Source organism: Spirosoma sp., assembly GCF_048594605.1.
GTDB lineage: Bacteria > Bacteroidota > Bacteroidia > Cytophagales > Spirosomataceae > Spirosoma.
Genome location: NZ_JBMDWV010000398.1, coordinates 1 through 12850 on the forward strand (window position 1 = coordinate 1; position 12850 = coordinate 12850).

Sequence of the window (12850 nt, forward strand, 5' to 3'; positions counted from 1 at the left end):
TCAGGGTACCGTGAATCGTCCCGTTTTAAAGTACCTCCCCTTCATTAAACGATGAGACACCCAATCGAAAAATACAATCAGCAACAGACGGAGGCCTTGGCGGCCCTGCCAGAGTCCCAGCGGGAGTGGATGGCTCGCATGTTCCGCATTGGCAATGCGACTTATTGCTATTACAACCGGGCAAAAGACCTGGCTGTATTTGGCAACACCGAATACACGACTGAAACGTCGGTCGATCTAGCTGACTGGCTGGAGCAGCAAATTGATCCGCAAACAGAAAACCGATCATCGCGCGAATTATTACAGGTCTATTTTGAGGAATACCTGGAAGGATTACCGAATGAGGGGAGGGGTTGAGAAGGGCAGAAAAAGCAGGTAGACTAGACGACGCAAAACGAAGTTTCCCGTTCCGTCGGTATGTACTGGAGAGACACAACATCGGCATGGAGGAATTTCTGCGCTTAAACCTGAGCGCTGAGAACTACGCCTTTCATCGGTCTAACGCTCCCGCCAATTCAAATCAGGACAAGACATTATTTGTAACTTAACTCAACGCGGTGCTTTCCAGCAGCTATATTCTTCACCAGAACGTACTGACTGTTGCGTACTGTTTCGATCGCTGAAGCGCTTGCTCTACCATCAACTGTTAGGCGCTTCAAGCGTTTGCCTGCTGGTAAAAGCTGACGTAGAGCATACCGTTTTGTCGATCCATTAACAGATAACGTGATGGTTTTGCGTTGGGGATTATGTTGATAGTCATAGTGCATATATTTTCCAGATGGACCGTAACCAATGGTTACATCTGCTTCATTTTTCCCTGCCGCCAACCAGCGGGGAGCTAGTTCAACCTGCTCAAACGAATGCCCTAGATCGACAACACCCGCCAGTCCTTCGATCATGGCGCTCATAATAGCCGCTTGACCCCAATTGTCGGGAATGCCTTCGTCAACCGTACCGTCAGGTTTGTAGGATACAGGGAGTTTGCCACCGTGTTTTTCATTGAGTTGAATCATGCGTTTCAGAATATCCACGCCATATTCTTCAAACCCATGCTGAAAAGCAGCTTTCGCCAACTCGCCACCAACAATGGTATTGACACCACCATTCATGTAGGATCCCGGTAGATAATCCGCATAGCTAGGCTCAACGGGCGGATAAACACCAAACCATTCTGCAAATGAATTTATTATGTTTTTGCCCTTTAACCCCTGGTACGTTTGGATAATTGCTTGGGCCATATCATCCGTCGGTAATCCTCGGTTGATGTCATAAGGGTTCGACAAACTCAGCGTGTTTTTTTGATCCATTTTAAGGTAAGAGGGAACCGGATCATCGGGAACAAAGTGTGCATAGTATTTGCCATTCCAGCAGAGAGCATTCGTGCGTTTACGAAGGCCAACAGCCTGTTCAGTCCAATACATCGCTTTTGCTGAATTGCCTAAATCCGTATAAAGTTGGGCCAGTTGCCGACAAGCCGCATACGTACCACTATTGTCGCCGTGCATAATTCCCATAGGTGTGTTTTCGTCGATATTGAAAATACCGTTTTGTACGTCCTTCCCCTGCTTTATATACTCAGCTCGTGTTGTTGGTAGCTGCATAAAGTCCCACGTATCGAGGGTGTAGCCGCGCTTTACCAACTGAAATTTTTTAGACCAACGTAGTGGATCAGTCATGGTATACATAATACCATTTTCCATTCGGGGAATCCAGGTTTTTATGTAAGCCGTGTCGCCCGTTGCCTGCCAGATGTAATACCCTCCTTCAACCATCAAGTATTCCAGATCAGCCTCCACCGGCAGCCGGTGCATTTGAATGGTATCTCGAGCAAACACTTTCCAATATCGCTTTTCGAACAGATTAAGCCGGTGATTTTCCCGTGCCACCATCGGATAATAATAATCGTAATAAAGACCTTCGGGCGTTTGCTGTTCCATAAAAAACTGCCAGAACGTACTGATATCCGGTTCCAGGTATTTCATGGCTTTCATAACGTGTACATGGTCACGAATCCATTGCACAAACTGTTTACGTTCCTTCCCGCCGAAGTGAACCGTTTTGCGGTATTGAGTATGAATGAGTTGATCTTTCAGGCTGTTGAAAAACGTACCGTATTCATCGGTTCCTTTGCCAAATTGCGTGGACTGCTGACCGAAGCTGGCGGATAAGCTACTAATAACGAATACGGAAAGTAGAAGGGCTTTACAAAACGATTTCATAGTTCTCGATTAGGACGAAAAACGAATATTTGGCAAGAAAGTCAATTACCAGCTAGGCATTATCCTGCTTTGTCGACAGTCAGGACAATGCAGGATAAGTATGCCGTCAATGACGCGTTGTTTGCAACATGAATCTCATACCTTGAATGAATACGTTCGCCTTTATCTTCAGAAAATACGGTTTGCTGCTCGATATGCTTGCTACGTACCTCATTGGTTACGCACAGCCGACAACTTCGGGTAATGCCAGCGAAACGCCAAAACTACCGTTGGCCAGCGAACGGGCTGAGATTCAGCAGTTAGTTGCTCACCTGCGCACGCTGGCCGCAAACGAGAAAAATCCGCTATTGAAACGTCATTTCGAGTCGGTTATACTAATGAGCCTGGATTCAACGCACGGGCTACGTCCGGAGGATAAACACGTTAAGGCGTCCGTGGGTGCACTGGCTTTTTTTCAGGGTGAAGGCGCCAGGTGGGAAACGTACTTACAAGGAACCCGACCTCTCATTATGACCTTCAAATCGAAAGCTGATGGAAAAAATAGCTATTACTGGTTATTCCTGCCGAAAAGTTTTGCATCTACAAAAACCGATTTTCCTTTTTATGTAGAACTGCATGGCAGCGGTGGCGGTACGAACAATCCGCCCTGGCACATGCTCTACGACTATCTACAGCCGAAGCCTGCTGGCGCTACGGCCCAAATGAGTCGCCGGGAAGGGTTTATGATATTGCCTTGGGGGCGGGGCGACAAAGGTTATCGCGACGTTGCCGAAACCGACATTTTCGAGTGTTTACAGGACTTTGATAAACAGTTCAAAACTGATCCGAAACGGCAATATCTATACGGTTTTTCGATGGGTGGCGGTGGTACGTTCCGCATCGCTCAGAAAACGATGAACCGTTGGGCTGCCGTCGGGATGTACTCAGCCGCCTTAGGTAAAAACGTGACCTATGACGATGCTGCCAAATTTAAGGCCATGCCCGTTTGGATGGTTTGGGGCGAAAAGGAGTGGCTGAACGTAGAGAACCGTAAACTCAAAGATGACTTTCTGAAGGCGGGTGTAAATCTGTGGTGGAAAGAAATCGAAGGCGTTGAACATAGTTATCTCGGCGAGTACCAGGAGCAGTTGATGGATTGGCTTAAAACCAAAACGAAATGACAAAACATCGACGTAGCGAGTTACTAATGAAGGTCTTCTTTATTTTAATCTTATTTTTTTGCTGTCAATCGCTACTGGGTCAGTCAACCAAATCGGCAGAAGTAAAGCCGTTTAACGGTCGGCCAACGCTGTTTGTGAACGGGAAAGCGCAAACTCCTACGTTCTACGCGCTCACACACGCATACGGCGGACGTTGGTCTTGGGAGGAAGTGCCCGCCCGAAACCTGAACAACTTTTGCCAGATTGGCTTTCGATTATTTCAGGTCGATCTGTGGTTTGAAGACATCTGGTATAAAAACACCGATACGCTCGACATTCGGAAGGCGCAGCGACAAATACGAGGTGTACTCGACCAATGCCCCGATGCGAGCGTCGTATTACGTATCCACGTAAACGCGCCCTTTTGGTGGAACAAAGCGCACCCGGAAGAATGCACGCAATACGCTGATACGCCGGTCGATACTACGTTGCTGGCTGGACCACCCTATCACAACGAAGAACATGATATTCATGCGGCTTTACGGGCGAGTTTAGCATCCACGCGCTGGCGACAGGAATCGGGGCAGAAACTAGTTGAGCTGTGCCAAAAACTTTCGAAAACGCCGGAAGGCAACGCCCTGATTGGCATGCACGTAGCGGGCGGCATTTACGGCGAATGGCACTACTGGGGCTTCATCGAACACGATCCGGATACGGGGCCAGCCATGACCAATTACTTTCGCAATTGGCTCAAGACCAAATACAAAACCGTATCAGTACTCCAGAAATCTTGGCAATCGATAAGGGTTACGTTCGAGAATGCCACGGTGCCCAACGTAGTAGAGCGACTTAAAACGCAGGATGGTTTTTTCAAAGATCCCGTTCAGGAACAACGTACCATCGATTACTTCACTGCCCAACAGCAGGTCGTGGCCGACATTGCTATTTATTTCTGCCGACTAGCGAAGGAAAACTGGCCCCGGCCATTAGTTACGGGCATTTTTTATGGCTACCTGCACATGACCTTCAATCGCCAAACCGTTGGCGGACATTTGTTTATCCAGCAAGTTCTTGATAGTCCCTACATCGACTATTTATCCGCCCCGCAAACGTACTGGCCCGACAGCCGAAAAGCGGGCGGCTCCGGCAATTCGCGCGGTATTATTGAATCGACTTTACTGCACAATAAACTTTGGTTCGACGAAATCGACAACGGCTATTTGTACAAAAATGATTTCGAGAACATCCGCTATACCTCGCGCTACGACACTACGTATGCGAGCATCATGAAACGTTGTGCATTGTTGCCCCTAATGCGTGGAATTGGCTTCTGGTTCTATGATTTCGGCCCGCAGAAAGGTTTCGGCTGGTGGGACGATCCGAAGTATCTGGCTGCCATGAAAGCCGAAAAAGAGTTATTCGAAAAGCGCCTTACGGTGCCGTATCATTCTGATGCTGATGTACTTTACGTCTGGAGTCAGGATGTGTTTTATTACCTAAAATCAGCGCCATTGCCCATCACGGTCAACGTACTGGATCACTCCATTGAGCAGGCCATGCGTTCCGGTGCCGTAGGCGATCATGTCTATGATTTCGATTTGAACCGCGTCGACCTGGCTCAGTACAAAGCCGTGGTTTTCATGAATGTCTACAAGCTGACGGATACACAGCGAACATTCATTCAGAACAACGTAGCGAAAGGCGGACGTACCATCGTCTGGAATTATTTGACAGGCTATACGAACGGTGAAAAACTCGATTTAGGCTTCGTAAAGTCACTGACAGGCATGAATCTGGAACGTATCGACGGCAAGCAAACGCCAAACGTTACGTTCCTGAAACCCACTTATGACTATAAATTCAGCGGCCCCGTAGAGCCACTCGTAGCTGTGAATGACAAATTCGCCGAACCGCTGGCTGAGTTGCAGACGAGCAAACAAGTCATTATGGCCCGTAAAAAATCGAAAGAGTTTACGTCGATTTTCTGCGGATTGCCGCTCAACGGAACCGACGGATTCCGGGAGATTTTTCGGCAGGCGGGTTGTCATCTTTACAACGAACGTAACGATTTCACGTATGCAAATTCTGGACTGCTATTGCTTCATACCAAAGATGGCGGCACGCGAACGCTACGTCTGAAAAGCGGAAAAGCCATAACGATTCCGCTGGAACGTGGATCAACCCTACTTCTAGATGCCCAAACGGGCGATATTGTCTTAAAATAAGGGATGCCATGACTCGAATTACTAAACTCATTTTCGGCCTAATTATCCTAATCGGCCTCGCTGCCTTTAGTCGGATTTCGGTGAAGGACGTAGCGCCCTCTAGGCCAAATATCATCATCATTTTCTCCGACGACCATGCGCTGAAAGCCATTAGCGCGTACGGCAGTCCATATATAAAAACGCCCAACATCGACCGGATAGGGCGCGAAGGAGCGGTGTTCGAAAACATGTTCTGCACCAATTCGATTTGTGCACCCAGCCGTGCTACGTTGCTGACGGGCAAATACAGCCACATGAACGGCCACCGCGACAATCAGGGAACGTTCGATGCCAGTCAGGCTATGTTTCCAAAGTATTTGCAACAGGCTGGCTATCAAACCGCCTGGATTGGGAAATGGCATCTAAAAGCCACTCCACAATATTTCGATTTCTGGGAAGTCGTGCCCGGTCAGGGGCTGTATTATAATCCGAATTTCATTCAGATGGATGGCAAAACGGTTCGTAAAGAAGGGTATGCGACGAACGTAATTACCGACGACGCGCTGAACTGGATTGAGAGTGGACGAGATGCGTCGAAACCATTTTGTCTGGTCATCGGTCACAAAGCACCCCACCGCGAATGGCAGCCCGATACCACTGATTTACATGCGTTTGATGGCAAAACGTTTCCAATGCCAGCCACCTTTTACGATAACTACGAAGGGCGCAAAGCGGCTCAGCATCAGGACATGCAGATTGCGACGCCTACTATGCGGCTCGGCCTCGATCTGAAAGTTGACATCGATTCTATGCCGATTATTAAACGAATGAATCCGGCGCAACTCAAGGCTTGGAAAGCGTATTACGACCCGCTCAACAAAGCATTTAAAGAACAAAACCTGACCGGCAAAGCACTGGATAACTGGAAGTTTCAACGCTACATGCACGATTATCTGGCCTGTATTTTATCCGTTGACCGGAACGTAGGACGCGTACTGGATTATCTGGATAAGCACGGCATGAAGGAGAACACGCTAATTATGTATTCGTCGGATCAGGGGTTTTATCTGGGCGAACACGGCTGGTTCGACAAGCGATTTATGTACGAAGAATCGCTGCATATGCCGTTGCTGGTACGTTACCCGCCCAAACTCAAACCCGGCACCCAAACCAAACAACTTTTCGTCAACACCGATTTTGCACCAACGATTCTCCAAACGGCGGGCGTACCAATTCCGGCTGATATGCAGGGAAAATCGTTTCTGCCACTACCCAAACCCGCTGAATCTCGAAAAGCTGTCTATTACCATTATTACGAGTACCCATATGACCACCGCGTGATGGCGCATTTTGGCATCCGGACGGAGCGCTACAAACTGATTTATTTCTACGGGAATGGCGAATCCTGGGAGTTTTTCGATCTGAAAACTGATCCAGATGAGATGAAGAATGATTACGCCAATCCGAAAAATCAGGCCATTATCAGTCAGTTGAAACGAGAGTTGAAAAAGCTCACACAGGAATATAAAGATACCGAAGCCACCGATATGCTGGCGAAAGAGGGCGTATGAAGAGAGGAATATCGACGGGTGTTATCGTAGCTGTGGCCATTACTTTTGGGTTCATCAGCGTATTGCCTGACCCACACGATCCGCGGGCCGCGTTGGCAACGATGCAGGTGCCTAAAGGCTTTATGGTTCAGCAATTTGCCGCCGAACCGCTGGTGACGAATCCCACCAATATGGAGGTGGATGAGCGCGGTCGCGTTTGGGTAACCGAATCGCATAACTACGACGTAGCACCTGCCGAATTCGATAAAAAAGGCGATAAGGTCGTTATTCTGGAAGACGTAAACGGCGACGGTCGGGCCGATAAACGTACCGTTTTCTTCGAGCATCCCGGCATGAAATCGCCAATGGGCTTGTTGCTGACCGAAGACCGGGTATATCTGGCGCAGGCTCCCTATTTGCTGATGCTGTTCGATACTAATAACGACGACCACGCCGACCGTATCGATACGTTGTTTTCGGGATTCGGCGCGCGCGACCATGGCATCCACGCGCCTTTCTGGGGACCCGATGGGAAACTGTATTTTTCTATGGGAAATAATGGCGGAGAAGTGCGCGACCGACATGGAAAGCCTGTTCTCGACGTAGCGCGCAATCCCATAAACGGTAAAGGGAATCCATACCGGAACGGCTTGATTTTACGCTGCAATCCCGATGGTAGCCAACTGGAAACCATCGCGCATAATTTCCGAAATCACTACGAACCCACGCTAGATTCATTCGGCAATCTTTGGGTTTCCGACAATGACGATGACGGCAATCAATCCGTTCGAATCGACTACGTAATGGAATACGGCAACTACGGTTTCGCCGACGAGATGACCGGAGCCGCCTGGACTGCCTCGCGCACCAATCTTGAGAAAACCATCCCCGAACGACACTGGCATCAGAACGACCCCGGCGTTATTCCAACCATGCTAATTACAGGCGCAGGTTCGCCAGCGGGTTTGTGTGTGTACGAGGGCACGCAATTTCCAGCTCTCTATCAAAATCAGTTACTTCATGCCGAAGCGTTGTACAACGTAGTGCGATCATACACGACGCAAAAACAAGGCGCTGGCTATAAAGCCGAGATTCATAACGTATTGAAAAGCAGTCAGCAGTGGTTCCGCCCGGTCGATGTGAGCGTGGCTCCCGATGGTTCGGTAATGGTAGCCGACTGGTATGATCCAGGTATTGGTGGGGGAACAGCCGCCGATGCGAATAAAGGCCGAATCTACCGGGTTAGTTATGGAGGTAAAGCAATGTATCGCGCTCCAAAACTTCATTTCGATACGCCCGAATCCGCCATTGAAGCACTGAAAAGTCCGAACTGGGCTGCCCGTCGAAAAGCGTGGGCGAGTCTGCAAAAAATGGGTGATAAGGCCGAAACTAGTTTGCAAAAACTGTATCAATCAACGAATCTGGTTTGGCGAGCACGGGCATTGTGGCTGCTAACTAAATTGCCAATAAACGGCGAATCTTATCTAAAACAGGCGCTACGAGACCCAAACCCAGACTTACGTATCACTGCTTTGCGAACGGCTCGTCAACAAGCGAATTTCCCGTTTGCGTTGTGTGCTACGTTAGCGAATGACCCATCGTCAGAAGTTCGCCGGGAGTGGGCCATTGCGCTACGTTTTCTTAAAACACCCGAAGCGGCTGAGTCGTGGGCAACGCTGGCGATGCAACATACGGGCAAAGATCGTTGGTATCTGGAAGCGCTCGGCATCGGTTCCGACCTGAACGCCAATGCCTGTTTCGACGCCTGGCAGCAGAAAGTTGGTGCAAACTGGAATACACCAGCCGGACGAGATATCGTCTGGCGAATTCGTTCAAAAAAAGCGCTGCCGCTGCTAGGGCAGCTTATCCGGCAAACGCCCAATGCTAATGAAACGCTACGTTATTTCCGAGCTTTCGATTTTCATCGATCAGCGGGCAAAAACGACATATTGCTTTCATTGCTGAACGATCCGCGCCCTGATATTCAGCGGCTGGCGCTGGAGCACATGGACGGAAGCAACGTAACACGTAACGAAACACTGAATCGGGCGCTCGAAACGGCACTAGCAACGGCTAGTCAAACCGAAAGCTACGTCCATCTGGTCGAGAAATTTCATCTGACTGATAAACGAGATCAATTGCTCAATCTGGTACGATGCTGTGCCTCCAGACAGGTTGGTATTGAAGCTATGCAATTGCTGTGGAAATTCGGAGAGAAAGAATTTGTCAAGCAGCAACTGCGTGATGATACAACGGCCGAAGCTATTATGACAGCGCTTAAAGGTAATGGAAGTCCCGATGCACTGGCGCTGCTGAGTAGCATAATGCTGGACGAATCGCGCCCGGTTGAACTGCGTAAAACAGCGACGCGCTTGCTGGGAAGCAGTTGGGTGGGTGAACGTGCCCTTCTCGATGAAGTGAAGAAAAAATCGTTTCCCAATGCATTAAAACCGACCGCCAGTAGCGTATTGTTCAGCGCATTTCGAAACGAAATCAAACGCGAAGCGGCTGACTATCTGCCCAAACCTGCCGGTAAAAACGGCGAGCCTTTGCCGCCAGTATATCTGCTGGTTCATGAAAATGGAGTTGCCAGTAAAGGGAAAACCATTTTTGCGCAAAACTGCCAGACCTGCCATCGGGTACAACAATCAGGTGCATTGTTTGGCCCCGAACTCTCGAAAATTGGCGCAAAACTCTCGAAAGAAGGCTTATTTCGCGCCATTCTCTATCCCGATGAAGGCATTAATTATGGCTACGAAACGTATCAGATTCATACCCGCGACGGTGGTCAATTAATGGGGTTATTAGACAGCGAATCGAGTGATGAGGTAATTCTGAAGTTGCCTGGTGGGGTTAAACAGACGCTACGTAAAACAGATATTCAGTCGAAAGTCAAAGCGCCCCAATCGATGATGCCACCCTTTGGAGAAGCACTCTCGAAACAGGAACTGGTTGATCTAGTGGCATATTTATCAACGCTGAAGTGATTAGATCTCAAGTTTTCATTAGAAATTCTTGTGGCGCTTTTCCAAACTCTTTTTTAAAGCAGCGGCTGAAGTAAGCCGGATCATTGAAACCGACTTGCCAGGCCACTTCCGATACGTTGTAATGGCCGCTTTCGAGCAGTTGAACGGCCCGTTTCAGACGTACCTGCCGAATAAACTCTGCCCCCGAAAGATTGATGATGCTCTTTAATTTTCGATAAAGCTGCATCCGGCTCATGTTCATTGCTTCTTCCAATTGTTCTACGTCAAAATGGGCGTCATCCATGTGGACTTCGATGATGGAAATGGCTTTCTGGATGAACAGCTCTTCCATTGGTGGCAGTTGAACGTCTGAAGGGGAGGCCAGTATTTTTTTCTGCCAGGTTTCGCGGAGTAACTGACGGTTTCGGATCAGACTTTTAATTTTTGTTTCCAGAATCGACAAGTTAAATGGCTTGGTCATGTAATCGTCGATACCCGCTCCAAAGGCCATAATCTGACTCTGGTTAGCCGCCCGCGACGTTAGCAGCAAAAATGGAATATGACTGGTTTTATCGTTAGACCGAATTGCCTGACAAAGTTCGGTTCCGTCCATTTCGGGTCCGGGCTGGATGGTTCCAGCCTGGACTGGCATGAGCCAGTCTGACAGAATCAGATCGGGAATGTGCTTCTGCGCCAGCGAAATAGCCTGCTGCCCGTTGGCTGCGGTTAGTACATGATACGTTCCTGAAAAGCTTTCTTTCAGATATTGGCGAAGTTCCTCATTGTCTTCAGCCACCAACAAAATCGGTAACGCTTTGGTGGGTAACGTAGTGACTTGCTCTGGCAATGTAGCGGGTAACAACGGCTGAATGGATTCTGTGGGAATCTCATGCAATTGCGAAACCCACTCAGACGGAAATGACTGCGCATCGAGCGGCAACGTAACGGTGAACGTAGTACCCACGTTTTCAGTACTTTCTACCGTTATACTTCCCTTGTGTAGTTCAACCAATTCGCGTGTGAGGGCGAGTCCAATACCGCTGCCCGATTTCTTTTGCGTATGCTGTTCGGCCACCTGATAAAACCGCTCGAAAATATGCGTCTGGGCTTCTGGCGAGATACCAATTCCTGTATCAGTAACGGTAATACATATGCTTTTTTCGGCTGGTACAAACGCTAGATTTACCCGAATCTCTCCACCCTGTGGTGTAAACTTGAACGCATTTGAGAGCAAATTATAAATGACTTTCTCAACTATATCGGCATCAAAATAGCCATCGAACGTATCGAAGTTGCTTCGGAACGACAGCATAATGCGTTTGCTTTCAGCCAATTCATCGAAGTAATGAACGATACGTTCTACAAACGGAACAATGTCGTTTCGGCTGATGTCGGGCACCAAACTCTGACTTTCGAGTTTCGATAAATCCAGCAATTGATTAATCAGACGCAGTAATCGTTGAGCGTTACGTTGAATGGTTTGAAATTGATGTTGAAGCCGATCGCCGAAAGTTGGTTCGGAAATAAGTTTATCTAAAGGCGTCAGAATCAGCGTTAACGGCGTTCGGAATTCGTGTGAGATGTTGGTAAAGAAACTGGTTTTTGCATCGTCAAGCGCTTTAATGGATTCGGCTTCCAACTGCTTAATACGTATATCGGCTTTCAATTGCTCCCGAATTTTGACGATTCGACGGAAGGTTAACAACGCACTTACAAACAAAAAACTATATAGCAGATACGCCCACCATGTCCGATACCAGGGCGGCAGTACGGTTATCTGCACCGCTTTCGGCTGACTCCAGGCACTGTTGCCAATAGCTGCCTTTACCAAAAACTGATAATCCCCTTCGCGCAGGTTTGTGTACGTAGCTGACCGTTGCGAGCCAACATAGTTCCAATCTGGATCGAAACCTACGAGTTGATACGCATACCGAATGTTACGGTGAGGCAGAAATGACAAGGCTGTAAAATCGATGGTGAAAACCGACTGAAGTGGGCCAAAAATCAACTTCGTTACGTCGGTCATATCCAGCTGCGTTGGCGCATCGCTATCAGCTGGATTGGCTGGGCGGTTAAAGAGTTTTAAATCAGAAAGATATACGTTTGGCGGTGTTGTTTTTGAGCGGACACGCTTTGGATGGAAAACGACTAACCCTTGCATATTTCCAAATGCCAACTCACCAGAGGGAAGTCGCGTGCAGGCATCGGGCAGAAACTCTTTACCAATCAACCCATCATTTTGGTCGTAATTTTCGATGGAATGGGTTTTCGGACTGAAGCATGAAATACCGCCATTCGTTGATAGCCAAAGGTTTTGTTGGTCATCTTCGATAATACTTGCGATAAAGTTGTTTGCCAGACCGTCTTTAGTAGTCCAGGACCGGAACGTTTCAGTGCGCGTATCAAACAGTTGGAGGCCGTTGCCGTTGGTGCCAATCCAGAGCCGTTTTTGCTTATCAACATAAAGAGCCGTAATACTGTTGCTCCCGAGCGCACCCGGTTTATTACTACTTGAAAAATGGCGAGTCTGCCCCGTTTTTCGATCCCAACGTAGCAGCCCTGAATTATAGGTACCAATCCACAAATTTTCAGACGCATCTTCAACCAATACGTTGAGGTCGAACTTTTGAAATATCTGGGTTAACGCACTGCTCAGGACGGGTTCTAACTGCCCGTTTTTCTCATCGAATAGATACAATTCTCGTTCGTGAGTTCCAATCCAGGTACGCCTATCTTTAGAAGCAGCAAACGCCTTCACTGACTTGCTCTTAC

General features: G+C 48.3%; 7 protein-coding genes. 5 read left to right on the forward strand and 2 right to left on the reverse strand.

The window, feature by feature from the left end; genetic code table 11:
• Positions 1–51: 51 nt before the first annotated feature.
• A complete protein-coding gene (locus tag ACOJS8_RS24835) occupies positions 52–357 on the forward strand; it encodes a hypothetical protein (RefSeq protein ID WP_420151258.1) in 306 nt (101 codons plus the stop codon).
• A gap of 176 nt (positions 358–533) precedes the next feature.
• Here ACOJS8_RS24835 and ACOJS8_RS24840 read toward each other — a convergent pair whose 3' ends face one another.
• The gene (locus ACOJS8_RS24840) at positions 534–2219 is read right to left on the reverse strand and encodes a hypothetical protein (protein WP_420151259.1); all 1686 of its coding nucleotides are present in this window, start codon (positions 2217–2219) and stop codon (positions 534–536) included.
• 146 nt (positions 2220–2365) lie between these two features.
• Here ACOJS8_RS24840 and ACOJS8_RS24845 point away from each other — a divergent pair, with 146 nt between their 5' ends.
• From ACOJS8_RS24845 to ACOJS8_RS24860, 4 genes are read left to right on the forward strand one after another with little or no spacing between them, the layout of a single operon-like run.
• The gene (locus ACOJS8_RS24845; RefSeq protein ID WP_420151260.1) at positions 2366–3379 is read left to right on the forward strand and encodes a hypothetical protein; all 1014 of its coding nucleotides are present in this window, start codon (positions 2366–2368) and stop codon (positions 3377–3379) included.
• Positions 3376–5583, forward strand: a complete 2208-nt coding sequence (locus ACOJS8_RS24850; protein ID WP_420151261.1) for a hypothetical protein — start codon at positions 3376–3378, stop codon at positions 5581–5583. The genes ACOJS8_RS24845 and ACOJS8_RS24850 overlap by 4 nt, the downstream gene beginning before the upstream one ends.
• Positions 5584–5591: 8 nt before the next feature.
• Positions 5592–7133, forward strand: coding sequence for a sulfatase (locus tag ACOJS8_RS24855; RefSeq protein WP_420151262.1), 1542 nt, complete (start codon positions 5592–5594; stop codon positions 7131–7133).
• Complete coding sequence (locus tag ACOJS8_RS24860) at positions 7130–10099, forward strand: PVC-type heme-binding CxxCH protein (RefSeq protein ID WP_420151263.1); 2970 nt, start codon at positions 7130–7132, stop codon at positions 10097–10099. Before ACOJS8_RS24855 ends, ACOJS8_RS24860 begins: the two co-directional genes overlap by 4 nt.
• Positions 10100–10106: 7 nt before the next feature.
• Here ACOJS8_RS24860 and ACOJS8_RS24865 read toward each other — a convergent pair.
• Positions 10107–12850: ATP-binding protein (locus tag ACOJS8_RS24865; protein ID WP_420151264.1), on the reverse strand; the 2744-nt coding region annotated here is incomplete at its 5' end.

Excerpts from the sequence above, each read along its gene's own strand:
- ACOJS8_RS24835 (WP_420151258.1), top strand. The coding sequence starts at position 52 with ATGAGACACCCAATCGAAAAATACAATCAGCAACAGACGGAGGCCTTG.
- ACOJS8_RS24840 (WP_420151259.1), bottom strand. The coding sequence starts at position 2,219 with ATGAAATCGTTTTGTAAAGCCCTTCTACTTTCCGTATTCGTTATTAGT.
- ACOJS8_RS24845 (WP_420151260.1), top strand. The coding sequence starts at position 2,366 with ATGAATACGTTCGCCTTTATCTTCAGAAAATACGGTTTGCTGCTCGAT.
- ACOJS8_RS24850 (WP_420151261.1), top strand. The coding sequence starts at position 3,376 with ATGACAAAACATCGACGTAGCGAGTTACTAATGAAGGTCTTCTTTATT.
- ACOJS8_RS24855 (WP_420151262.1), top strand. The coding sequence starts at position 5,592 with ATGACTCGAATTACTAAACTCATTTTCGGCCTAATTATCCTAATCGGC.
- ACOJS8_RS24860 (WP_420151263.1), top strand. The coding sequence starts at position 7,130 with ATGAAGAGAGGAATATCGACGGGTGTTATCGTAGCTGTGGCCATTACT.